General features: G+C 72.2%; 20 protein-coding genes. 7 read left to right on the top strand and 13 right to left on the bottom strand.

Going from position 1 to position 23,985, the window contains the following annotated elements:
* Positions 1-4 precede the first annotated feature (4 nt).
* The 8 genes from ACQPYA_RS15225 to ACQPYA_RS15190 form a co-directional block, all read right to left on the bottom strand.
* The gene (locus ACQPYA_RS15225) at positions 5-433 is read right to left on the bottom strand and encodes a DnaJ domain-containing protein (RefSeq protein WP_433533248.1); all 429 of its coding nucleotides are present in this window, start codon (positions 431-433) and stop codon (positions 5-7) included.
* Entirely contained in the window at positions 430-1,191 is a 762-nt protein-coding gene (locus ACQPYA_RS15220; RefSeq protein WP_433533247.1) for a hypothetical protein, read from the bottom strand. Before ACQPYA_RS15220 ends, ACQPYA_RS15225 begins: the two co-directional genes overlap by 4 nt.
* Positions 1,192-1,302: 111 nt before the next feature.
* Positions 1,303-2,940, bottom strand: coding sequence for a ribosomal protection-like ABC-F family protein (gene abc-f / locus ACQPYA_RS15215; RefSeq protein WP_433533504.1), 1,638 nt, complete (start codon positions 2,938-2,940; stop codon positions 1,303-1,305).
* A gap of 194 nt (positions 2,941-3,134) precedes the next feature.
* Positions 3,135-4,118, bottom strand: coding sequence for a DMT family transporter (locus ACQPYA_RS15210; RefSeq protein WP_433533246.1), 984 nt, complete (start codon positions 4,116-4,118; stop codon positions 3,135-3,137).
* Between the two features lie 120 nt (positions 4,119-4,238).
* A complete protein-coding gene (locus tag ACQPYA_RS15205; protein WP_433533245.1) occupies positions 4,239-5,171 on the bottom strand; it encodes a LysR family transcriptional regulator in 933 nt (310 codons plus the stop codon).
* Positions 5,172-5,274: 103 nt separating this feature from the next.
* Positions 5,275-6,081, bottom strand: a complete 807-nt coding sequence (locus ACQPYA_RS15200; protein WP_433533244.1) for a MetQ/NlpA family ABC transporter substrate-binding protein — start codon at positions 6,079-6,081, stop codon at positions 5,275-5,277.
* A 68-nt stretch (positions 6,082-6,149) separates the two neighbouring features.
* Positions 6,150-6,806, bottom strand: a complete 657-nt coding sequence (locus ACQPYA_RS15195; RefSeq protein ID WP_433533243.1) for a methionine ABC transporter permease — start codon at positions 6,804-6,806, stop codon at positions 6,150-6,152.
* Positions 6,803-7,786: a methionine ABC transporter ATP-binding protein gene (locus ACQPYA_RS15190; RefSeq protein WP_433533242.1), complete on the bottom strand. Its 984-nt coding sequence runs from the start codon at positions 7,784-7,786 to the stop codon at positions 6,803-6,805. Before ACQPYA_RS15190 ends, ACQPYA_RS15195 begins: the two co-directional genes overlap by 4 nt.
* A 559-nt stretch (positions 7,787-8,345) precedes the next feature.
* Between ACQPYA_RS15190 and ACQPYA_RS15185 the strand changes: the two genes are divergently transcribed.
* The 3 genes from ACQPYA_RS15185 to ACQPYA_RS15175 all read left to right on the top strand — a co-directional run bounded on the left by ACQPYA_RS15185 (position 8,346) and on the right by ACQPYA_RS15175 (position 12,724).
* The gene (locus tag ACQPYA_RS15185) at positions 8,346-9,710 is read left to right on the top strand and encodes a nucleotide sugar dehydrogenase (RefSeq protein ID WP_433533241.1); all 1,365 of its coding nucleotides are present in this window, start codon (positions 8,346-8,348) and stop codon (positions 9,708-9,710) included.
* A 1-nt stretch (position 9,711) separates the two neighbouring features.
* The gene (locus ACQPYA_RS15180) at positions 9,712-11,082 is read left to right on the top strand and encodes a glycosyltransferase family 2 protein (protein ID WP_433533240.1); all 1,371 of its coding nucleotides are present in this window, start codon (positions 9,712-9,714) and stop codon (positions 11,080-11,082) included.
* A 112-nt stretch (positions 11,083-11,194) separates the two neighbouring features.
* A complete protein-coding gene (locus ACQPYA_RS15175; protein ID WP_433533239.1) occupies positions 11,195-12,724 on the top strand; it encodes a polysaccharide deacetylase family protein in 1,530 nt (509 codons plus the stop codon).
* 55 nt (positions 12,725-12,779) lie between these two features.
* On the opposite strand, the gene ACQPYA_RS15170 is transcribed toward ACQPYA_RS15175, so the two are convergent.
* Together ACQPYA_RS15170 and ACQPYA_RS15165 are read right to left on the bottom strand one after the other, a co-directional pair.
* Positions 12,780-13,445, bottom strand: a complete 666-nt coding sequence (locus ACQPYA_RS15170) for a YceI family protein (RefSeq protein WP_433533503.1) — start codon at positions 13,443-13,445, stop codon at positions 12,780-12,782.
* A 264-nt stretch (positions 13,446-13,709) separates the two neighbouring features.
* Positions 13,710-14,885, bottom strand: a complete 1,176-nt coding sequence (locus tag ACQPYA_RS15165) for a PucR family transcriptional regulator (protein ID WP_433533238.1) — start codon at positions 14,883-14,885, stop codon at positions 13,710-13,712.
* A 139-nt stretch (positions 14,886-15,024) separates the two neighbouring features.
* Between ACQPYA_RS15165 and ACQPYA_RS15160 the strand changes: the two genes are divergently transcribed.
* Genes ACQPYA_RS15160 through ACQPYA_RS15150 form a run of 3 tightly spaced genes read left to right on the top strand, consistent with a single transcriptional unit; the run spans position 15,025 to position 19,705 of the window.
* Positions 15,025-17,307, top strand: coding sequence for an aminotransferase class III-fold pyridoxal phosphate-dependent enzyme (locus ACQPYA_RS15160; protein WP_433533237.1), 2,283 nt, complete (start codon positions 15,025-15,027; stop codon positions 17,305-17,307).
* 4 nt (positions 17,308-17,311) lie between these two features.
* A complete protein-coding gene (locus tag ACQPYA_RS15155) occupies positions 17,312-18,907 on the top strand; it encodes a xylulokinase (RefSeq protein ID WP_433533236.1) in 1,596 nt (531 codons plus the stop codon).
* A gap of 60 nt (positions 18,908-18,967) precedes the next feature.
* Entirely contained in the window at positions 18,968-19,705 is a 738-nt protein-coding gene (locus tag ACQPYA_RS15150) for an MIP/aquaporin family protein (RefSeq protein WP_433533235.1), read from the top strand.
* 7 nt (positions 19,706-19,712) lie between these two features.
* Here the strand turns inward: ACQPYA_RS15150 and ACQPYA_RS15145 are convergent, their stop codons facing one another.
* The 3 genes from ACQPYA_RS15145 to ACQPYA_RS15135 all read right to left on the bottom strand — a co-directional run bounded on the left by ACQPYA_RS15145 (position 19,713) and on the right by ACQPYA_RS15135 (position 22,992).
* On the bottom strand, positions 19,713-21,188 hold the full coding sequence (locus tag ACQPYA_RS15145) for a cation:proton antiporter domain-containing protein (RefSeq protein ID WP_433533234.1): 1,476 nt from the start codon (positions 21,186-21,188) through the stop codon (positions 19,713-19,715).
* Positions 21,189-21,236: 48 nt separating this feature from the next.
* A complete protein-coding gene (locus tag ACQPYA_RS15140) occupies positions 21,237-21,464 on the bottom strand; it encodes a potassium transporter TrkA (RefSeq protein WP_119579566.1) in 228 nt (75 codons plus the stop codon).
* A gap of 73 nt (positions 21,465-21,537) precedes the next feature.
* The gene (locus tag ACQPYA_RS15135) at positions 21,538-22,992 is read right to left on the bottom strand and encodes a glycoside hydrolase family 43 protein (protein ID WP_433533233.1); all 1,455 of its coding nucleotides are present in this window, start codon (positions 22,990-22,992) and stop codon (positions 21,538-21,540) included.
* A 245-nt stretch (positions 22,993-23,237) separates the two neighbouring features.
* Here ACQPYA_RS15135 and ACQPYA_RS15130 point away from each other — a divergent pair, with 245 nt between their 5' ends.
* Positions 23,238-23,984: a glyoxalase gene (locus ACQPYA_RS15130; protein ID WP_433533232.1), complete on the top strand. Its 747-nt coding sequence runs from the start codon at positions 23,238-23,240 to the stop codon at positions 23,982-23,984.
* Position 23,985 lies beyond the last annotated feature (1 nt).

Below are 23,985 nucleotides of genomic sequence, written 5' to 3'. Positions count from 1 at the left end.
CCGTTCACCCGCCCGGCGCCTGCCACCAGGCGAACCGGTCGCTGCGTCGCCACGAGTGGCCGGCCTGGTATGCCGGGAACGGCTCGTAGTACGCCTGCGGTCCGCCCGTCCGGCGATCCTCGGCGCTCGGCCCGGCGCCCTGCGTCCACTCGAACGGGTCGGCGGCCCCCTCGTCCGGGCCGGGCGGCGGCCCGGGGCGGCCCGGCGGCGCAGCCGCGCCGCGCCGACGCTGGTCGTGGGCGGCCCGCCGATCCGCGTCGAGCAGCGCCTCCCGGGCCCGGTAGAGCAGCCGGAAGGCGTCGGCGTCGCCTCCCCGGTCGGGATGGTGGACGAGCGCCTCGCGGCGGAACGCGCGGAGGATCTCGGCCTCCGTGGCGTCGGACGACACGCCCAGCAGGGCGTAGTAGTCCGGCTCCTCCATGGGCTGTCTCATCGCCCGGCGACCTCGGCCTGCCGGCAGATCAGCCGCCACGACGCCCGGTGCGCCGGCCCGGACAGGCCGGTGCCGTGCCCGGAGACGAAGGTCACCCACCGGCGCCCGGCGAGGTACGCCCAGACGTCCAGCTCATGGCTGGTGCCACGGTAGTAGTGGTCGCTGTCGACGAGCACGTCGCCGTTGACGAACGGCCACTGTAGTCGCGCCTGCGCGTCCGCCGGCAGGTTGCCGAGCAGATCGCGCAGGCGCGGGGACAGCGGCAGGCCCGCCACCGCCGGTGGCGCCGAGTCGCCGGCCGGCAGCGACGGGCTCCCCCGCCGCCACCGCGCGGGCTTCTGCACGATGACCGCGTGTCGCAGCGACGACGGCACGAAGGGGACGACGGTGAGCAGCTGCGCCGGGCCGCCCCGATCGTTCACGGTCGGCGTGCAGACGGCGAGGCCCCGCGCGCCGAGCACAACCGCGTACGGGCGTCGCGCGTCGAGATGGTGGCGATCCGCCCACCACTCGACCACCGGACCGACCCGGGCTTCCATCCGGTCGCGGACCCGCTCGCCGAGCTGCTCCCACCAGTGTTCGCGTCCCGGCCGGTCGACAAGGCCCAGCGTCGCGGCCTCGTGCACGGGCGGCGCGACCCCGGCGGCCCGGCTCGGCACCGCCTCGGAACCGGCCCGACCCGCCACCGGCCCGGGTGCCGTCCGGCCTGCCGCTCGGCCGGCGGATCGGTGCTCCGGCAGAGGTAGGTGATTCGACACGGACGCCTCCCCGGTCAGAGCGCCGGCAATGCCCACTGTAACGCCGCCGTGCCCGCCCGTGAACCGCGCTCCCGGACGTGCTCGGGCAGTCCGGCCGGGCCAGACGACCCTTCACTCGAGGTCGGGCGCGGGGATCTCGCGCAGGCTCCCGCCGTCCAGGCGCAGCCACCGCCGTACGCCGATGTCGTGCAGGAAGCGTTCGTCGTGGCTGACCACCACGAACGCGCCCCGGTAGGCGTTCAGCGCGTTCTCCAACTGCCCGACGCTGACCAGGTCCAGGTTGTTGGTGGGCTCGTCGAGCAGGAGCAGGTGCGGCGCCGGCTGGGCGTAGAGGAGGCAGGCCAGGGTGGCGCGCAGCCGCTCGCCGCCGGAGAGCACGCCGACCGGCAGGTGGGCGCGGGCGCCCCGGAACAGGAACCGGGCCAGCAGGTTCATCCGCTCGGCCAACGGCCGTTGCGGGGCGTACCCGGCGAGATTCTCCGCCACCGTACGGTCGAGGTCCAGCAGGTCCAGCCGCTGCGACAGGTACGCCACCCGGCCGTCGGCCCGGCGTACCCGCCCGCCCTGCGGTTCGAGGTCGCCGTGCAGCAGGCGCAGCAGGGTCGACTTGCCGGCGCCGTTCGGCCCGGTCAGCGCGATCCGCTCCGGCCCCCGGATGGTCAGCTCGACACCGTCCCCGGCGAACAGCGGCCGGGAGTCGTGCCGTACCTGCATCCGTTGCCCCTCGACCACCGTCCGGCCGGCGGGCACGTCGGTCTCCGGCAGCTCCAGCGTTAGCGTCTCGTCCTCCCGCAGCGCCCGGCCGGCCTCGTCGAGCCGCCCCTGCGCCGCGCTGACCCGGTTGGCGTGCGCCTGCTGGGCCCGCCCGGCGGACTCCTGCGCGCTGCGCTTGAGCCCACCGGCGACGATCCGGGCCAGACCGGCGTCACCGAGGTTGCGGGCGGCGTTGCCGGCGCGGCGCTCGGCCCGCTCGCGGGCCTGCTGCATCTCCCGCTTCTCCCGCTTGACCTCCTGCTCGGCGCTACGCACGGTGCGCTCCGCCGCCTCCCGGGCCGCCCGCGCGGCCTCCTCGTACGCGGTGAAGTTCCCGCCGAACAGGCGCAGCTGGCCGGCGTCGAGTTCGGCGATGCGGTCCATCCGGTCCAGCAGCATCCGGTCGTGGCTGACCAGCAGCAGGCACCCGGACCAGTTCCCCAGCACGGCGTACAGCCGGTGCCGGGCGTCGATGTCGAGGTTGTTGGTCGGTTCGTCGAGCAGCAGCACGTCCGGGCGGCGGAGCAGTTGCGCGGCGAGGCCGAGGGAGACCACCTGACCGCCGCTGAGGGTGTGCAGGGGCCGGTCCAGGGCGATCTCGCCCAGGCCCAGCCGGTCGAGTTCGGCGCGGCTGCGCTCCTCGACGTCCCAGTCGTCGCCGATCGCGGCGAAGTTCTCCTCGCTGGCGTCGCCGGACTCGATGGCCCGCAGCGCGGCCAGCGCCGGGGAGATCCCCAGCACCTCGGCGACGGTCAGCTCCCCGGCCAGGGGCAGGTTCTGCGGCAGGTAGCCGAGCACGCCCTCGACGGTCACGCCGCCACCGGTGGGGCTCAGCTCGCCGGCGATCAGCCGCAGCAGGGTCGACTTGCCGGCGCCGTTGCGCGCGACCAGACCGGTACGCCCCGGCGGCACGGTGAAGGACAGGTCCCGGAACACCGGAGTGTCGTCGGGCCAGGAGAAGGAGAGGTTGGTGCAGACGACGCAGACGTCGGACATCACGGAGAGACCTCGGGAAGGAAGCCGGGGACGCGACCGGCGCCCCGGTCAGGCAGACAGGGCTACGACAGGACGGGCCGCCCCGGCGCTCGCCGGCCGGCGGCGGGGTTGCTCACCCCGAGATGTCGTCGTCCCCCGTCGACATGTCGCGCTCCTCTTCCCACCTCGCGCGGATGGCCCGCGCGGTCACCAGCCTAGCAACTCCGCGACCCGGCCCGTTGGCTCGACTGACCGCCCGGCCCCGTCACATCCGGTGTGGCCGGGCCGGTAGCGGCGGTCGCCGGGGGTGCGGAACGGGACGCCCGGCGGCGCGGCAGCCGATTCTCGGCGTGCCCCATGCCCAGCAGCACGACCAGGCCACCGACGACCAGGTTCCAGGTCACCGGCTCGTCGAGGAAGGCCGCCCCGACCAGCACGGCCACGACCGGCACCAGATAGTTGACCGCCGAGGCGGTGGTCGCGCCGGTGTCGCCGATCAGCCGGAAGTAGAGGACGTACGCCAGGCCGGTGCTGAGCACACCGAGCAGCAGGATGCTGACGATGACCCGCGGTGTCGGGTCGGGCGAACGCCAGGCGAGAAACGGCGTGGCGACCACCTGCAACGCCACGGCCGCCAGCAGTTGCCCGGTGGCCAGGGCCAGCGGGGCGAGGCCCAGCGGCGACAGGAACCGCCGGACGTAGACGAAGCCGACGGCGTAGCTGACCGCCGCCCCGAAGCAGGCGAGTTGCCCGCCGAGGGAGCCGAGGGTCGAGTTCCACGGCGCGATGACCAGAACGATGCCGGCGAACCCCACCGCCAGGCCGATGGTCTTGCGCCCGGTGGCAGGCTCGGTGGTCAACGCGGCGGTGGCCAGGGCGAGCGTCAGCAACGGGGTGCCGCCGATGAGAACCCCGGCGATGCCGGCGCCGGTGCTCTGCTCGCCATAGGAGAGCAACAGGAACGGCAGGACGTTGCCGAAGAGCGCGGCCAGGGCGACGTGCCCCCACACGGGCCGGGTCCGGGGCAGCGGCACCCGGCGGATCAACGCGATGGAACCGAGGACGGCGGCGCCCAGCAGCAGCCGCGCCAGCACCAACTGGCTGGGCGAGAGCCCCTCCAGGGAGACTTTGATCAGCGCGAAGCTGCTGCCCCAGAGCAGGGCGAGCAGGACGAAGCGCAGCAGGTTCGGATTGGACATGTGACACCCCTGACGGGCGGAGTACGGACGGACGGGGCGACGCCACGACCAGTCTCGGTAGCCCGCCCGGGCGGGTCCACCTCCGGTTCGCGCCCGGAACCGTTCAGCAGAACTGAACGGTCAGCCGGTCGGCGCATCCAATCCGGCCTGTTGCGCGTAGGCGTCGGCGACCTGCCGCAGCCCGTCCAGCACGGCGCGCATGTGCGGAGCGCGGTCGCCGCCGCGCCGGACCAGCAGCACCACCCGGCGGCGGGGCTGCTCGGCGCGGAGGACCCGGACGGCCACGGCCGGATCAGCGGCCCGGATCGCCATCCGGGGCACCAGGGCGACGCCCAGGCCGGCGCCGACCATCGCGATCGTCGCCTCCCAGCTGTCCGCGGCGTGCCCGCCGGACGGGGTGAAGCCGGCCACCGCGCATTCCCGCAGGGTCAGGTCCCGGCACAGCCCACCTGGGGAGATGATCCACGGCTGGTCGGCGAGGTCGGCCAGGCGCAGGGCGGGCTCCGCCGCGAGCGGATGCCTGGCGGGCAGGGCCACGTCCATCGGGTCCACCAGCAACGGCAGCCGGGTGAACCGCTGGTCGTCCACGCGCAGCCCGCCGTCCAGGGCGATCGCCACGTCGGTGTCGTCGCGCAGTAGCCGGTCCACGCCGACGTCGGTGTCCGCCTCGTGCAGCGCGATGGTCAGCGCGGGCCGGGCGACGGCGAGGTGGTGGACGAGCGGAACCGCGAGCGCCGGTACGGCGGTGGCGAAGCTGACCACGCGTACGGTGCCCGCCGCCCCGGCGACGTGCGCGTCGATCTCGGTCTGCGCCCGTTCGAGCTGGGCGAACAGGATGTCGGCGTGCCGCAGCAGCAGTCGGGCGGCGTCGGTGAGGCGTACCCGCCGCCCGTGCGGTTCCAGCAGCGGCGCGCCCACATCGCGGGAGAGGGCCGCCAGTTGCTGCGACACCGCCGAGGAGGTCAGGTGCAGGGCGGTGCCGACCGCGGTGACCGTGCCGCGGTCGCGCAGTTCGCGAAGCAGCCGAAGCCGCCTCAGGTCGATCTGGGCCATGCCGCGGATCCTAGGCAGGAGAGGGACGGGAGCCGGCGTGGACGACGTGGCCGGGCCGGCGCGCCACCGTTGATCGGCGCGCCGGCCCAGCCGGGGTCGGAAGCTAGAAGGCGGCCAGGACGGAGCCCTTGTACTTCTCGTCGATGAACTTCTTCACCTCGGCCGAGTGCAGCAGCTCCTCCAGCTTCTGCACCCGCCGGTCGCTCTCGCCGCCGTCGCGGACCACGACCAGGTTGGCGTACGGATTGTCGTCGCCCTGCTCAAGAACCAGGGCGTCGGTGGCCGGGGTGAGTCCGGTCTCGATGGCGTAGTTGCCGTTGATGATCGAGGCGGCGGTGTCCTGAAGGCTACGGGGCAGCTGGGCCGCCTCCAGCTCCCGGAACTCCAGCTGCTTCGGGTTGTCCACGATGTCACGCTGGGTGGCCTTCACCCCGGCGCCGTCCCGGAGCGTGATGACGCCGTTGCGGGCGAGCAGGTTGAGTGCCCGACCGGAGTTGGACGGGTCGTTCGGGATCGCCACCACGCCCTTCTCCGGCAGGTCGGCGAGGCTGGTGACCTTCTTCGAGTAGAGGCCGAGCGGCTCGATGTGCACCGGCTTGAGCGCGGTGAACTTGTAACCCTTGGCGGCCTTCTCCTCGTCCAGGTACGGGATGTGCTGGAAGTAGTTGGCGTCGAGCTGCCCGTCCGCGAGCGCGCTGTTCGGCTGCACGTAGTCGGTGAACTCCACGATCTCCAGCTTCAGCCCGGCCGGCTCCGCCAGGTTGTCCTTGATGTAGGTGAGGATCTCCCCGTGCGGGACGGGGCTGACCCCGACCTTGAGCGCGGCGTCGGTGGGCGTCGAGGTGCCCGTCTCGGCCGGGTCCGAGCCGCAGGCGGCGAGGCCCAGGACGAGGGCAGCGGCGGTGATCAACGCAGGGATGGTACGTCGCACGGAATTGCCTTTCTCTCGGTCTCCACGGGGGGTCTCCGCGTGGTCGTCTATCGGTGGGACAGGGTTCGGGCGACCCGGTCGCCGAGCATCTGGACGGCCTGCACGACCACGATCAGCAGCACGACGGTGCCGATCATCACGTCGTCCTCGAACCGCTGGTAGCCGTAGCGCAGCGCGAGGTCGCCGAGGCCACCGCCGCCGATCACGCCGGCCATCGCGGAGTAGCCGATGAGCGCGACGACGGTGATGGTCAGTCCCGCCACCAGGCCGGGTCTGGCCTCCCGGAGCAGGACCTTGACGATGATCTGCCGGCGGGAGGCGCCCATTGCGCGGGCCGCGTCCACCACGTCCCGGCCCACCTCCCGGATGGCGGCCTCCACGATCCGGGCGTAGAACGGGATGGCGCTGACGGTCAGCGGCACGATCGCGGCGGTGGTGCCGATCGTGGTGCCGACCACGGATCGGGTGAACGGGCTGATCGCGACCAGCAGGATGATGAAGGGCAGCGAGCGTCCGACGTTGACGATCAGGCCGAGCAGCCCGTTGAGCCGGGGCGCCGCCAGCAGGCCGCCACGGTCGGTCAGGATCAGCAGTACGCCGACCAGCAGTCCGCCGGCGCCCGAGAGCAGGGTGGCGACGCCGACCATGTAGGCGGTCTCGACCAGGCCCTGCCACAGCAGGTCGACGAGGTCCGGGGCGATCATCGGGCCGCCTCCACGCCGAACCCGGCCGCGCGCAGGTCACGCAGGGCATCCGCCAGTCCCGGCGCGGCCTCGGCAAGCGCGATCCGCAGCCGGCCCGCCCGGGTGGCCGCCAGCTGTTCGACGGCCCCTGCGACGATGCGGACGTCCAGGTCGTGCCGGCGGGTCAGGTCGGACACGAAGGCCGCGTCGCCGACCGGCCCGGCGAGCGTGACGTCGTACAGCAGGTGACCGGGCACGGTCGGCACCGGACCCAGCGGGAAGATGTCCCGGGCCAGCCGGGAGTCGGGGCGGCTGATCAGCTCGGTCACCGGGCCGAACTCGACGAACCGGCCCTCGCGCATGATCGCTACCCCGTCACAGAGCCGCTTGACCACCTCCATCTCGTGGGTGATCAACAGGATCGTCAGGCCGAGCCGCTGGGTGAGGCCGCGTAGCAGGGTCAGGATGGCGCCGGTGGTGTCCGGGTCGAGCGCCGAGGTCGCCTCGTCGGACAGGAGCAGTCGGGGCCGGCTGGCCAGGGCCCGGGCGATGCCCACCCGCTGCTTCTGGCCACCGGAGAGCTGCGCGGGGTACGCGCCGGCGCGGTCGGCGAGGCCGACCAGGTCGAGCAGTTCCGCCACCCGGGCGACCCGCTCCCGCCGCGGGACGCCCATCACCTCAAGGGCGAAGCTGACGTTGTCGGCCGCGGTGCGGGAGGCGAGCAGGGCGAAGTGTTGGTGGATCATGCCGATGCCCTGCCGGGCCCGCCGCAGGCGGTCGTCACGCAGGGCGGTCAACTCCACCCCGTCGACGGTCACGCGTCCCTCGTCGGGGCGTTCCAACAGGTTGACGCAGCGCAGCAGGGTGCTCTTGCCGGCGCCGCTGCGCCCGACCACACCGAACACCTCGCCCTCGGCGACGGTGAGGTCGACGCCATCGACGGCGGTGACCGGGCGGCCCCGGCCGTGGAAGGTCTTCCGCAGACCTTCGATGCGGATCACTGATCTTTCCTCGTCATTCGTGGTGGCGGAGCTGGTTTCGGGCGGGTTACCGGCGGCTGTGCGACCGCCGACAACCCGCCCTTCAGCCCTGGCGGAAGCGACTCGGATTAGGCGCTTATCCCTATGGGTTTAGTAGGTTATCGCATCGCCCGTCGCCGCCCACCACCCGGCCGACCCGAACGTGAGCCGGAACACGGTGACGGTGGCGAGAAGCCGCTCGGGAGCAGCACCCCCGTCGCGGCAGAGCCCCGCGAGCAAGGTGGCGCCGCCCGACCTACACAGCCGGCCAGCTCACAGCCAGTGATGGTTCTTACCCTCCGCGACGCGGTGAGAACAGTGGGGCGGTCGTTGCCAGCGATCCCACCGTGATTACAGAAAGTTACGCTTCGGGAACGAAAGCATCGCTAGTCGCCCGTTCCGGCCGGGAGAATTGACCGAACAGGCAACTACTGACCGTAGTATTTTGGTCCTCGGCCGACTGTTGAGCGGACGGTCGCCGGAGCGGCAGGTTCGGCACTCTTGGGTCATCCCCGTTCACCTTCCGTGAGGGCCCTCGACCATGTCGCAGCTCCTACCCGCCATCCGGTCCGACGTCCCGGCCATCGCCCCGGCACCCCCGGCCAGCCCACCGGAGCCGGCCGCGTTCGCCGTCCCCGCCGTCCCGGGGGCGTACACCGCAGTGGTCGGCCTCGGTTACGTCGGCCTGCCCACCAGTCTCGCCCTGGTCGCCAGCGGATCCCGGGTCATCGGCGTCGACATCGATCCGGCCCGGCTCGACGACATCCGGGCCGGCCGGGCCGACCTGCTCGACATCGACCGCGACCGGCTACGCGAGACGTTGCGGGCCACCGACCCCGCGCTGCGACTCACCACCTCGCCCAGCGAGATCGCCGACGCCGACACCGTGCTGGTCTGCGTGCCCACGCCGGTGGACCGCCACCTCGCTCCGGACCTCGCGGCGCTGCGGGCCGCCTGCGCGGCGGTCGTCGCCCACGCCCGCCCCGGCCAGACCATCGTGCTCACCTCGACCAGCTACGTCGGCACCACCCGCGAGCTGCTGGTAGAGCCGCTGGCCGCCCGAGGGCTGCGGGTCGGGCACGAGGTCTGGGTGGCCTTCGCCCCGGAGCGGGTCGACCCTGGCAACGACCGGCACCGTCAGGATCTCACCCCCCGGGTCGTCGGCGGGACGACTCCGGACTGCACCGCGCGGGCCGCCGCCGCGCTGGCCCGGATCGCCCCCCGGGTGCACCGACTCGGCTCACCCGAGGCCGCCGAGATGACCAAGCTGCTGGAGAACACCTTCCGTGCGGTGAACATCGCACTGGCCAACGAGTTCGCCGACCTCTGCCGGGACCTGCGCCTGGACGTCACCGAGGTGATCGACGGGGCGGACACCAAACCGTACGGGTTCATGGCCTTCCAGCCGGGCCCCGGGGTGGGCGGGCACTGCATCCCCTGCGACCCGCACTACCTGCTCTGGCAGCTACGCGGGCAACGCCGCGAGGCGCCGCTCATCGAGACCGCGATGCGCGGCATCGCCGCCCGCCCCGGCCGCGTCGTCGAGCGGGTCCGGGACCTGCTCGCCGGATCCGGCCGTACCCTGCTCGGAGCCAGGGTCCTGCTGGTCGGGGTGACCTACAAGCCCGGTGTCGCCGACGTCCGGGAGTCACCGGCGTTGGAGATCATCGGCGAGCTGGTCCGCGCCGGCGCGGACGTCGGCTTCGTCGACGACCTCGTCGCCTCGGTCCGCACCCCCGACGGCGGAACCCTGCACCGCCTCGCCGACCACGCCGACCGGGAGTGGGACCTGGTGGTCGTGCACACCGCCCAGGCCGGTCTGGACGAGTCGTGGCTGCGCGGACAGCCCCTGGTGCTCGACGCCACCTACCGACTGACCGGGCTGCCCGGACGTGAGGTCCTCTGAGATGCCGGATCCGGTCCGGCGCGGCCTGCGCCGACTGCTCACCGTGCTCGCCCTGCTCCCCCTCATCGTCCTGCTGGCCCGGCAGGCGCCCCAACTGCCGCACGCCCCGCTGCTGGCGTACTACGGCGTGGCCGTGCTCACCGCCACCGTCGCCGTCTTCTACCTGGCCTACGCCCGCTACGTGGATCCCAGTGCGGCCCCGCCGCAGCCCCGACACACCGCCGCGTTCCCGCCCCTGCCGTCGTCCCCCCGGGTCAGCCTGCTGGTGGCGGTCAAGGACGAGGCGGACGGAATCGAGGCGTGCGTACGCTCGATGACCGGCAGCGACTACCGGCCGTTGCAGGTGATCGTGGTCGACGACGGCTCCACCGACGGCACCGCCGAGGTGCTGGACCGGCTCGCCGCCGAACTCCCGGTCACCGTGCTGCGTCTGCCGCGCAACGTCGGCAAGAAGCGGGCCCTGGTGCACGGCGCCCGACACGCCACCGGCGAGGTGCTCGCCTTCACCGACTCCGACTGCGTCCTTGCCCCGGACGCGCTGGGACGCTGCGTCGAGGCCCTGCTCCGGCAACCGGATCTCGGCGCCGTCAGCGGGCACGCGCGGGCGCTCAACCCCGACGAGTCGCTGCTCACCCGGGTACAGGACGTCTGGTACGAGGGCCAGTTCCGGGTGGCCAAGGCGGCCGAGGCGTCGTTCGGCGCGGTCACCTGCGTCTCCGGCCCGTTGGCGGTGTTCCGGCGCGCGGCGGTGGTCAACTACCTGCCGGCCTGGGCGGCGGACCGGTTCCTCGGCGGCGAGTTCCGCTTCGCCACCGACCGGCAGCTCACTGGCTACGTCCTCGGGCAACGCTGGATCGGCGACCGGCTCAAGCAGCGCTTCGCCGACTCGCCGTTCGTCCACGACGAGGACCACCCGCCGCGCGCCTGGCGGGTCGGCTACGTCCGCTCGGCCCACGTCTGGACCCGGGTGCCGGCCCGGCCACGACCGTTCCTGCGCCAACAGATCCGCTGGAAGAAGAGCTACGTCCGGAACCTCTTCTTCACCGGCACGTTCATGTGGCGGCGCGGGCCGGGCCCGGCCGCGCTCTACTACGGGCACGCGCTCTGGGTCGCCCTGGCCCCGGCGATGGCCTTCTCCCACCTGCTCTGGGCACCGCTGCGCGGCTGGTGGGCCGTTCCCCTGCTCTACCTCTGCGGGGTGCTGCTCAAGGGCACCGCCTGGGGACTGGCGTACCGGCTGGACAACCCGGGTGACCCGCGCTGGGCGTACCGGCCGCTGATGAGCGTGCTCTCCGCCACCGTGCTCTCCTGGCTGCTGCCCTACTCGGTGAGCACGATCCGCCGCGGCGTCTGGTCCCGGAGCGCGGTGTGAACGCCCTCCGGCACCTGGTGACCCGGCTGGCCCGGCTGGCGCTCACCCTCGCCGGAGCGGGGGCGCTGGTGCTGCTCTACGTGATCGTGTTCTCCCGGGGAGAGGTGTTCCGATGAGGCGTTTCTGGCCCCGCTCGCTCGGCGCGCTGCTCTCCCTGGCCACGCTTCTGGTGGTGGCGACGCCCTTCGGGGTGTCCTGGTACCTCGCCGATCTGCGGCGGCAGGTCAGCGCGCAGCGGGAGACCGCCGTCACCCGGGTCGACCCGGCCGACCTGCAACGCTGGGCCGAGTTGGCCGGAGAGTTGCCCGCGCAGGCCGCACCGGTGGTGGTGGCCTACCACGACATCCGGCCGCACGGCGACGACCCGGCCGCGACCGCGCCCGGTGGCCAGGAGCACTACGTGGTCACCCCGGAGGCGTTCGACGCCCAGCTCACCGCCCTCCGCGCGGCGGGATACCAGGCGATCTCCTCGGCGCAGTACGTCGACTACCTCAACGGCGGCACGGTGCCGGCCCGCTCGGTCTACCTGACCTTCGACGACGGCACCCGGGGGCTCTGGGCGTACGCCGACCCGATCCTGGCCCGACACCGCATGGTGGCCGCCTCCTACCTGATCACCGGCCAGGTGGGCACGCACCGGCCGTACTACCTGAGCTGGGCGGAGATCGCCCGGATGGCCCGCTCCGGCCGCTGGGACTTCCAGGCGCACACCCACGACCTGCACACCCGGGTGCAGACCGGCCCGAACCAGCTGGGTTCCCCGCTGACCCACCGGCGGTGGGACCCGGTCACCGGCGCAGCGGAGAGCCTGGCGACCTACCAGGCGCGGCTGACCGCCGACATGGACGCGATGTTCGCCGCGTTCGCCGCCCACGACCTGCCGCGCCCACAACTGTTCGCGTACCCGTTCTCCGAGGTCGGTGACAGCGCGACCGATCCGGAGGCCACCGCGTTCAGTCGCGACCTGGTCGCCGAACGGTTCGCCGCGGCGCTGACGAACAAGTCGCTGCGACCGGAGCCGAACAGCCGCCGGTCGGCCGCCGGCGGGCAGATCGAGCGGACCGAGGTGTACGCCACCACCGGCGCGGCCGAACTCGTCAGCGCGGTGGTCGAGCGGACGGCAGTGCCCGCGCGGGCGACCGATCCGTTCGCCCGTGCCTGGGACTGGCGCGACCAGCGCGGCGAGCCGATGACCGACCTGTCGTCGCTGACCGCCGGGCGGTTCGCCGCCGACAGCCCGCGCCGTGCCTACGGCGCGCTGCTCGCCTATGCCAGCGCGGACTGGACCGACTACACGGCCAACGCCACACTGCGCGGCCTGCGCGCCGACGGCGGGAGCGTCACCCTGCTGGTCGGGGTGGGCGGCGACGCCGCTGTCTCGGTGCGGGTGGCCTTCGGTCGGCTGGCGCTGCTCCGCGACGGCCAGGTGGTCGCCGAGGCCGCGCTCACCCCGGCCGCCACCCACCGCGTCACGGTCACCGTACGCGACGGCGAGATCGTCGCCCAGGTCGACGGTGGCCCGGCCCTGCGGGTGGTCACACCCACCGGGCCGCGTTCCACCGGTGGCCTCGCCCTGGCGATCGACGACGAGGGGCGCACCCACCCGTCCGTCTCCGCCCTCGGCGTGACCGCCGTGGACTGAGCGGCACGTCACCACCGGCGAGGCGAGCCGCGCGGCGCGTTCGGGGCCGGCGGGGCTACCCCTGACGGATCGCCTCGCCGGCGATCTCGATGCGGATGCTCTTGCCGACCAGCACGCCGCCGCTTTCCAGGGCGACATTCCAGACCAGGCCGTACTCCTCCCGGTTGAGTTCACCCGTCGCGCTGAACCCGAAGATGTCCTGCCCGTACGGGTCACGCCGGGCGCCGCCGAACTCGACCTGAAGATCGACCGCGCGGGTGATTCCCTTGACGGTCAGCTCACCGGCGAGCACGAACCGCCCGGTCATCGGGTCCGCCGCCCGGGAGGGCTCCGGCTGCTCCACCCGACGACCCAGCCGGTGGTTACGGAGCTTCGCCCAGTAGAAGATCGGATCGGTCTTTTCCGGCAACGCGAGCCCGGTGCTACGGAACTCGAGGACGGGAAAACGCTCCACGTCGAGGAAGTCGGCGCTACGGAGGTGGGTGTCGCGGTCCGTATTCGCCGTGTCGAGACTTCCGGCCTGAATTGTCGCCCGGATCGACGACTGAAGCGGATCGTCCGCGACGAGAATATGCGCGCTCGCTTCCCGGAACTCGCCTCGGACCGGGCTCACCATCATGTGCAGGGCAACGAAACCGACCCGCTTGTGCGCAGTGTCAAGCTGGTAGCTGCCAGGCGCAGGGATGGACATCCCGTTCCAGATACGCGTGGAACCGGCCATCGCTGCCACTTCCTCTCCCACACTCCGCAAAAAAGCCGCCCCGCGCCTACCACCGTGGCGATTCGCCTCGACGGAGCGGGACGGCCGTTTCACGTCAGCATAGGGAAATGACCTGCCGGAGCACCCCCCTCGGGGGCAACGACCGTGAGCCGGATCACCGTTCCACCCGAACCGGTCCGCTGTCCGAGAAATGCCACTTGGAAATGAACGGCCCACAAATCGACGACCGGATAACGGCCGACACGGCGATTCGTCGCCAGTCGGTCAGACCGGGGCGGGACCGCTGCCGCGCGCCAGCACCAGCAGCAACTCCAACCGGATGGTCGGATCGTCGAGGGCGTCGCCGTACAGCTCGCGCAGGCGGTTCAGCCGGTAGCTGACCGTCTGCGGGTGGACGAACAACTCGGCGGCGACCTCGGCGCGCGAACCCCAGTGCCGCAGCCAGCTGTAGAGAGTCGCCAGGAGATTCTCCCGCTGCGCGGGGCGCAGCGGAGCCAGCGGAGCCAGCCGGCGGGCGGCCAGGACCGCGAGCGCGCCGGTCTCCCCGCGCAACATCAGGGCGACGAGATGATCGTCGACGAAGGTCGGTCCCGCCACGGCAGCCACGAGGCCGGCGGTCAGTTCGGCCAGCCGTACCGCGGCCGGCACCTGGGCCCAGCCCAGGGCGGGGCCCACCACCGCCCGGCGGCCCGCCAGCGCCTCGGCGAGGTGGTTCCGGCTCGTGCGCGGGCCGGCCCGCAGCAGCAGCACGGCATCGCGTCCGCGCTCGACGACCAGGCCGTCGGGGCCGTACCGGAACCGCGCGTCGCGGGCCTGGTCCAGCGGCAGGAGTACGGGCACCAGCGTGTCGAGGTCGGGCCAGCCGATCCGGGTGGCCGCGGCCTGGACGGCGCTGGGCATGCCGTCGCCGCGCAGCAGCAGTTCGGCGAGCTGACGGCGGCGGTCGCCCTCGCCGGCCTGCTCGCGCAGTTGGAGGGCGTAGCCGTCGGTGGCCGCCGCGGCCAACTCGTCGACGTACGCGGTGACCGCGTCGGAGAGGTCGATCAGTTCCTCGGTGCCGACCGGGCGCAGCCGCGCCAGTGACTGCGAGGCGGTCCGCAGCAGCAGCCGCGCCGCCATCCGCAGCGCGGCCAGCAGCGCCTCCGGTCCGCGTTCCTCCCGTGCCTCGGCGGCGCCCAGCGCGACGAAGACCTCCCGGGAGCGGGGCGGCAGCGCCGGCTCGTCGGTGCCGACCAGGTCGAGGAAGCGGTCGAGCGCGACCTGGACGGCGGTGCGTACGTCCCGGGCGAACTTGTCGTCGTCGATGGTGGCGAAGGCCGGCGTGGCCTCGGTGACCGCGAGCGCGACGGCGGCCACGGTCGCGGGCAGGTGCGGACGCATCGCGGTGGCCAGGTCGGCGGGCAGCCGCCGCCACGGGGCCACGGACCCAGGGGCGCTCACCCGGCCGATTTTGTCACGACGGGATAAGAAAGCCCCGGATTCTCGCTGCCGGCGGGACGGTGTTTCGATCCGGCCCGCCGAGCGAGGATGGATCCGCCAGCGCCCCGGACGCCCCGGCGGCCCGACGGAGGAGGAGCGCGTGCAGCACCGACTGTCCCGCCAGCATGTGGTCGACATGTGCCGAACGATGCTGGCCCGCGGCTACCTCAAGGCGACCGAGGGCAACGTCTCGGTCCGGATCCCCGGCCACCGCCGGTACGCGGTGACCCCGAGCAACTACGACTACGACCGGATGCGCGTCGAGGACATCTGCATCGTGGATTTCGAGGGCAGGCACGTGCCCGACGGCTCCGGTGCCGACCTGAAGCCGTCGATCGAGTGCGGGATGCACGCCAACATCTACCGGGAACGCCCGGACGTGAACGCGATCGTGCACACCCACCAGCCGTACGCCTCGGCGCTGGCGTTCCTGCGCAAGCCGATCCCGGCGCTCACCGACGAGCAGGTGCGTTTCCTGGGCCGCGAGGTGGCGATCATCGACTACGCCCCCTCGGGCACCGGATTCCTGGCCCGCAACGTGCAGAAGAAGGTCGCCAGCGGGGACAACGCCTTCATCATCGCCAACCACGGGATCGTCGCCGTGGGCACCGACCCGGACCGGGCGGTCTTCAACATGGCGCTGCTGGAGAAGGTCTCCATCGCGTACCTGCTGGCGTTGACCAGCGAGGCGGGCCGGGTCTACACCATCCCGACCGCGATCCGCGAGATCGCCTTCGGCAAGCTGCGCGCCGACGAGAAGCGGATCGCCGCGCAGATCACCGAGGCGGTCGAGCCGCTGCGGGTGCCCGTCGACGAGCAGTTGCCGAGCGCCGATGCCACAGCCGCGCAGGCGGCCGCCGCCAGCGCCACGCCGGGAAGCGGGGCCGGCACGGCGGCCCCGGCGGGCGACGAGGCACCCGGTGCCGAGTCGGCCCGGCTGGGCTATGCGATCAGCGAGTATCCGGACGTCGAGGACGTGATGCGGCGGCTGCGGGCGCTGACCGCCCAGCCGGTGCGCGGGCTGCGCCACGACGCGATGCTCGACGTGTTGAACTACTTCGACACCAAGTGCCGGGCCAGCAGGGAGATCACCGATCGGGCCCGGCGGCGCATCCCCGGCGGTGTGCAGCACAACCTGGCCTTCAACTACCCGTTCCCGCTCGCCGTCGACAAGGCCGAGGGCGCGTACCTGGTCGACCGGGACGGCAACACCTACATCGACTTCCTCCAGGCCGGTGGGCCGACGATCCTGGGCAGCAACTACGGCCCGGTCAACGAGCGGGTCGCCGAGGTGGTCCGGGACTCCGGGCCGGTGACCGGGCTGTTCCACGAGTACGAACTCAAGCTCGCCGAGATCATCCACCGGTACCTGCCGCACGTGGAGATGTACCGCTCGCTCGGTTCCGGCACCGAGGCGGTGATGGCGGCGGTCCGTGGGGCCCGCGCCTTCACCGGCAGGAAGATGGTGATCAAGGTCGGCGGCGCCTACCACGGCTGGTCCGACACGATGGTCTACGGGCTGCGGGTGCCCGGCACGTACCGGATGAACGCCAAGGGCATCCCGTTCGGCGCCACCAGCCGCACCCGGGAGACCTTCCCGCACGACCTCGGGCAGCTCAAACGCAAGCTGATCGAGAACCGGCTGCGCGGCGGCACCGCCGCCGTGGTGGTGGAGCCGGTCGGCCCGGAGTCCGGCACCCGACCGGTGCCCCACGACTACAACGCCCGGGTCCGCCAGCTGTGCGACGAGTTCGGCGCGCTGCTGATCTTCGACGAGGTGGTCACCGGTTTCCGGCTCGGTCTGGGCGGCGCGGCCGGCTACTTCGGCGTCACCCCCGACCTGACCGTGCTCGGCAAGGCGGTCTCCGGCGGGTACCCGATGGCCGGCGGGGTCGGCGGCCGGGCCGACGTGATGGCCGTCTTCGGCTCCGGGCTGGACGGTCGCAGCGGCGCGCACATCCAGGTCGGCGGGACGCTGTCGGCCAACCCGCTGTCCTGCGCGGCCGGCTACTTCGCCATCGAGGAGATGGCCCGCACCAACGCGCCGGTGATCGCCGGCCGGGCCGGTGACCGGCTGACCCGGGGCCTGCAACGGCTGATCGACAAGTATGGTCTGCCGTACGTCGCGTACAACCAGGGGTCGATCGTGCATCTGGAGTGCAGCGGCGTCATGCTGCTCGACATGCGCAACCCGCTGAAGCTGCTGCGGGAGAACAAGGCCCGCAAGCGGCTGATGGAGCAGATGGGCGCGGCCTACACCGCGCACGGCATCATCACCCTGGCCGGCTCCCGGATGTACACCTCGATGGCCGACACCGACGAGGTCATCGACGACGCGCTCGCCCGGTTCGACCAGGTCTTCGCGCTGGTCGAGGGGGTCTGAGCCGGTGGCCGCCACACCACCGCAGATCCTCGCGATCGACCTCGGCACCTCGGGGATGAAGGCGGCCCTGGTCGCCGCCGACGGCACGGTCACCGGCTGGGCCGAACGGCCGGTTCCGCTGCGGGTGCTGCCCGGCGGCGGCGCGGAACAGGACCCGCTCGCCTGGTGGGCGGCGCTCGGGCAGGTCACCACCGAGCTGGGCCGCGACCACCCCGAGCAACTGCGGGCGGTGGCCGCGGTGTGCGCGTCGACCCAGGGCGAGGGGACCATCGCCGTGGACGCCGCCGGGGAGCCACTGACCCCGTGCATCAGCTGGCTCGACATGCGCGGCGCACCCCATCTGCGGCGGCAGTTCGGCGGCTTTCCCGCGTACCAGGGGATGTCGGTGCGCCGGATCGCGCGCTGGCTGCGGCTCACCGGCGGGATGCCCTCGCCCACCGGCAAGGACCCGGCCGCCCACATGCTGCTGATCCGCGACACCATGCCGCAGGTGTACGCGCGGACCGCGTCGTTCCTCAACGTGCTCGACTGGATCAACCTGAGGCTCACCGGGCGGACGGTGGCCACCGTCGACTCGATCCTGACCTCGTGGGTGACCGACAACCGGCGGCCCGGCGACATCCGCTACTCCCCCGCCCTGGTCGCCGGCTGCGGCATCGACGGCGACAAGCTGCCGCCGATCGTGGCCTGCACCGACGTGATCGGCACGCTGACCCCGGCCGCCGCCGCGCACCTGGGCCTGCCCGAGTCGGTGCGGGTGGTGGCCGGCGCCATCGACAACACCGCGGCGGCGATCGGCGCCGGCACCACCGGCGACCACCAACCGCACCTCTACGTCGGCACCTCGTCGTGGATCGCCGCCCACGTGCCCCGGAAGAAGACCGACGTCGCCGCCGGCATCGCCTCGGTGCCCTGCGCCATCGGCGACCGCTACCTGATGACCGCCCTCCAGGCCACCGCCGGCGCCAACCTGACCTGGCTCCGCGACAAGATCGTGGAGTACGACGATCCGCTGCTCGGTGCCGGCCACGTCAGCCGGGACGAGGGCACCATCTTCGACGCGTTCGACAGGATCATTCCTACCGTGCCGCCGGGCGCCAACGGCGTGCTCTACACCCCCTGGCTCTACGGCGAGCGTGCGCCCGTGGACGACCCGAACCTACGCGCCGGCTTCCTCAACATCTCGCTCGACACCAACCGGTCGGATCTGCTGCGGGCGGTTTTCGAGGGGGTCGCGTTCAACACCCGCTGGCTGGCCCGCGCGGTCGACCGCTTCCTCGGCGCCCCGGTCACCTCGATGGCGATCACCGGCGGCGGAGCCTTGTCGGCGGCGTGGTGCCAGATCTTCGCCGACGTGCTCGGTGTCGAGATCCGGCGGGACGCCCAGCCACTCGCGGTCAACGCCCGGGGCGCGGGCTGGATCGGCGCGGTCGGCACCGGGCTGCTCACCTTCGCCGACATCCCCGACCTGATCCGCACCGACCGGGTCTTCACCCCGAATCCGGCGTACCGCGCCACCTACGACGAGGTCTTCGCCGCCTACCGGGAGCTGCACCACCGGCTCGCTCCGGTGTACCGGCGACTCAACCGCCCCTCCTGACCCGCGCCGTTCGGCTCACACCAACCCTGAGCAGCGGAAACGCCGCCGCCGGGTGGCGGCGTGGGCAAGACTGACGCCATGGTCGACATCAGGCGGTACGCAGCCGAGTTCCTCGGCACATTCCTGCTGGTGTTCTTCGGCGTGGGCAGCGCCATCGCCGCCCGGGTCGAGGGCGGGGTGGTGGTGGTCGCGCTGGCGTTCGGGTTCGTCATGCTGGCGCTGGTCTACACCATCGGTCAACTCTCCGGCAGCCACGTGAACCCGGCGGTCACCCTCGGTGTGCTGCTCTCCGGCAAGATCTCACCGGCCGGTGCGGTGGCGTACTGGATCGCCCAGTTCGTCGGCGCCGGGGTGGCGTCCTTCCTGCTCTGGATCCTGGTCCGCTGGGGCGGCGTGACGGACCAGACCGGTGTGCTGGGCTCCAACGGCTACGGCACGCACATCAACGTCGGCGGCGCGATGCTGCTGGAGACCGTCCTGACGTTCCTCTTCGTCCTGGTCGTGCTGGTGGTGAGCAAGCGCTGCACCGACCTGTCCGGTTTCGCCGGCCTGTCGATCGGGCTGGCCCTCGGCGTGGCGAACCTGGTGGGTGTGGCGCTGACCGGGGCGGCGGTGAACCCCGCCCGCGCCTTCGGGCCGGCGATCTTCGAGGGCGGCTCCGCGCTCCGGCAGCTCTGGCTGTTCATCGTCTTCCCGCTGCTGGGCGGGGCGCTCGCCGCGCTGGTGGCGCCACTGATCGAGCGCGCGGCGCCCGGTGCTCCCGCCGGGGCCGGTGCGCCCCGGCGGGCCGGGCGCTGACGCCGATCTACCGGTCGGAGCCCATCGGCTCGCGCACCAGGGCACCGTCGATGTAGCAGTACCGCCACTCCTCGCCCGGTTCCAGCGAGCGGATCAACGGGTGGCCGGTCTGCCGGTAGTGCTCCTCGGCGTGGTTGTTGACCGAGTCGCTACAGCAGCCCACCGCGCCGCAGGTGAGGCACATCCGCAGCTGCACCCAGTCGTCGCCGCTCTCCAGGCACTGCGGGCACGCCTCGGCGTCGGACTCGGTGATCTGGATCCGGTCCAGGTGCGTGCAGGCGGTGCTCATCGTCTCCTCCCGGACGTAGCGCCAACTGGAGTGCAGCAGACGGTCCGGGATCACCCGGGCGAGGTAGCGCGAGTTCGCCGCGAGCAGCGGGCTGAGCACGGCCAGCACCAGCACGTACAGGGCGATGAACGGGCCGAGTCGGGCGTCCAGGCCGGCGGCGAGCGCGAGCGTGGCCAGGATCAGCGAGAACTCGCCCCGCCCGAGGACGGTCAGGCCGACGTTGGCCGCGCCCCGCTGGTTGAGCCCGAACAGCCGGCCGGCGATCAGACCGGCCAGCACGTTGGTCACCACGGTCAGCAGCACCGCCAGCAGCACCGGCACCGCCACCGAGCCGACCTCGCTGACGTTGATGCTCAGCCCGAACGCCACGAAGAAGACCGCCGCGAAGACGTCCCGCAGCGGCAGGACCAGGCGTTCGACCCGCTCCCGGACGGGGGTCCGGGCGATCACCAGGCCGATCATCAGGGCGCCGATCGCGTCGGAGACGCCGATCTCGGCCGAGACGCCGGCGACCAGCACCACCAGCCCGACCATCAGGATGGCCAGCAGCTCGTCCTCGTGGCTGTCGATGATCTTGCCGACCAGGCGGGCGCCGAAGCGGGCGACGGCGAAGAGCACGACCAGGTACGCGAAGCTGAGCCCGATGCGCAGCGCGAGTTCCCCCGCCGAGCCGGCGCCGGAGAGGATCGGCGACAGCAGCGCCAGATAGAGCGCGAGGAAGATGTCCTCGATGACGATGATGCCGAGGATCACCGGGGTTTCCGCGTTGGCCAGCCGGCGTAATTCGATGAGCAGCTTGGTGACGATGGCCGACGAGGAGATGCCCAGCGCCCCGGCGACCACGAACGCCTCGTAGCCGCCCCAGCCGAGCGCGTATCCGAAGAGCAGCCCCGCGCCGACATTGAGCAGGATGTAGGAGCCGGCCGCGACGAAGAGCCGTTTGCCGCTGCCGAGTACCTGCTCGACCGGGAACTCGACGCCCAGGTGGAACAGGAGCAGCACCAGGCCGAGGGAGGCCAGCAGGCTCAGGTCCTCGGGATGGGCGACCAGCACGGGGCCGGGGGTGCCCGGCCCGAGCAGGATGCCGGCGAGCATGAAGAACGGCACGGTCGGCAGGTTGATCCGGCGGCCGAAGCGGGCCAGCAGGCCCGCGATCAGCACAAGTGCGCCGAAGCCCACGAGGTCAGCGTGCACGGTGAAGACTCCTAGTGGGCTGGACGGGACGTTCGACTGCGGGACCGGCTACTCGGAGAAGTACGTGCCGGCCAGCAGCGCGCCCACCTTGCGAGCCTGCTCCTCCGACATCTCGATCACCGCCACCGGGTCGTCCGCGCCGGCCGCGAAGACGTACAGGTCACGGGCACCGTCCCGGCGCACCACGATCGATATCCGCTGGGTGTTGCTGCCCAGGTCGACGTCGTACCGCTTGCCGATCCCCGGCAGTTCCTGCACATATATCCCCTTGCCCATGGCCCCTCCCCGCAGCGCGGTCGCGATCTCTGCGCAATGGTACGAGCCTGCCGACCGAAACCGGAGGTGGCGGTCACGAGGTCAGGCGGTACGTGGCGTCGTTGCGTCCCTGCGCGTCGCTGATCGGGTCGAGCCGCAGCAGGTAGTTGTAGTGCCGGATGTACCGGTCGGGGTAGTTGTAGGACTGGAACGACGACCAGGCCGCGTTGCCCAGCCCGGCGACCTGCCGGAAGGTGGCGTCCGCGGCGAACACCGGGCTGCCGTCGTTGGCCGCCAGCACGAAGTCGAAGGCGTAGTGCCGCAGGTAGTACCCCGGGTAGTTGACCGACTCGAACGACACGTAGCCGGCGCCGCCGGCCAGGCCGGGCACCACCCGGAACTGGGCGTCCTGGGCGGGACTGACGTTCGGGTCGATGCGTACGTCGAAGTTGGCGTGCCGGACGTAGCGGTCCTGGTGGGTGTAGGACTGGATCCGGTTGACCGGGGTGCTGGCGCCCCAGCGGCCGAGCACCGCGCTCTCCTCGGCGGCGGTCAGGTTCAGGATCGAGCCGTGCCGCTTGCGGCTGGCGCCCATGTTGTAGTCGGCGCGGGTCCGGAAGTTGTTGACGCTGCCCAGGTTCGTCGAGGTGATCGGCAGGTAACCACGGCCGGTGGCGTACTGGTCCAGCCAGAGTGCCCACTCGTCACGGCCGTTGAACTGGGCCCACATCGGCCCCTCGACGACGTTGCCGCCGCCGGTCCCGTTGGAGATGCCCAGGTGCGACAGGTTGCCGAGGGTCGTCCACGAGCCGAGGACCGAGTTGCTCGCCTCGATGGTGATGTGGCCGTCGGCGGAGGCCCGGTAGTAGCGGTAGCCGCCCACGCTGTTCGCCACCTCGACGATCTGGGTGTCGATGATCCCCTGGCCGCCGGGGCGTTCGATGTAGAGCTGCGGCGTGGTGAAGGTGCGGAAGTCGGTGGTCCGGACGTACCAGATGCGGTGCTTGGTGACCCCGTTGCGCGCGGAGTTCGTCGCCCAGTAGACGACGTAGTCGCCGGTCGCCTGGTTGTAGATGGCCTCCGGCGCCCAGGCGTTGCCGGCGCCGGGGATCGCCCCCGCGACGTTGATCAGCCAGGGGGCGGACCAGTTCACCAGGTCGCGGGACTCCCAGACGACCAGCGACGTGCTGCCCCGGTTGGCCGCGTCGCTCCACGACGTGCCGCTGGCGATCCGCAGGTCGGTCGCGACGATCCAGTAACGGTCACCGGCGGGCGAGCGGACGAGGGACGGGTCGCGGACGCCCCGCGTGCCGAGGGTGGAGAGCAGGACGGGCCCGCCGTTGTTCAGGTCGCGCCAGGTCAGCCCGTCCCGGCTGTGCGCGAGATAGATCTGCTCGCCGTTCGCGGACTCCCCGGTGAAGTGCGCCATCAGGTATCCGGTGAACGGGTCGAGCGCGGCGGCCTCGGCTCTGGGGAGCTGCGCCGGGGGCAGCGACAGCAGGAGTACGGCGGCGAGCAACGCGCTCACCCGGGCCAGGACTCTCGACATGGTCGGCTCTCCCTACCAGCTTGTGTGAACGTTAACAACTGCCATCGTGTTGATCGATGAGGTTCGCTGTTTCGGGCTTGTTTCGCAGTGTTGGCCCCCGAACCCCGACTGTCAAGCGGTGACCGGCGGACCGTCCCGGCCAGATCACATCTCCGCCCGGTCCCGCGGCGCCGGGCATGCCGGTACCGCGGCGTGGACGCTGACAGACTGGCCGGGATGTCGATCCGGACCCGGGGAGGCCGTCGATGACGACCGTCGAGCACGTCCAGCCGAACGAGACCACCGTGCCACTGCTGCCCTGCGCGGCCGTGGAGGAGACGATCGCCTTCTGGCGCGCACTCGGCTTCGCGGTGACGTACGAGCAGCGAAGGCCGTACGTCTACCTCGCCTTCCGCTGGAGCGGGTTCGAGTTGCACTACGGCCCGGCGCCGCGCGACCTCGACCCGGCGGCCGAGAGCAGCGGCGGCTGCCTGGTGATGGTCGACGCGGTCGCGCCCTACCATGCGGCATTCACCGCGGCGATGCGCCGCGCGTACGGCAAGGTGCTCGCCCGTGGGCTGCCGCGGATCACCCGCTACCGGCCCGGCGCGTCGCGGTTCAGCGTCGTCGACCCGTCGGGCAACACCATCATCTTCATCACCCGCGACGAGCCGGCGGAGCTGGAGTACGGCGGCTCGACGCGGCTGAGCGGGCTGGCCCGGGTCCTCGACAACGCGCGGATCCTGCGCGAGTTCAAGAACGACGACCGGGCGGCCTTCCGGGCGCTCAACTCCGGGCTGCGCCGGCACGGTGACGCCGCACCCCCCGTCGAACAGGCACTGGCGCTCGCCGGGTTGATCGAGTTGTCGCTCGCGCTGGACGAGCCGGAGCGGGTCCCCGACTGGGGTGGCCGGCTCCGGGCCCTTCCGCTGACCGGGCCCGAGCGCGATCAGGTACGCCAGGCCGTCGCCGACCCCAGCCTCCTCGGCGCCTGGCTGCCCGACGCCACCTGAC

The organism is Micromonospora sp. CA-263727 (assembly GCF_050942455.1).
In the GTDB taxonomy this organism is placed as follows: Bacteria; Actinomycetota; Actinomycetes; order Mycobacteriales; family Micromonosporaceae; genus Micromonospora.
The sequence above is the reverse complement of the archived record's forward strand: the minus strand, read 5'-3'. Positions and strand labels throughout refer to the sequence as shown.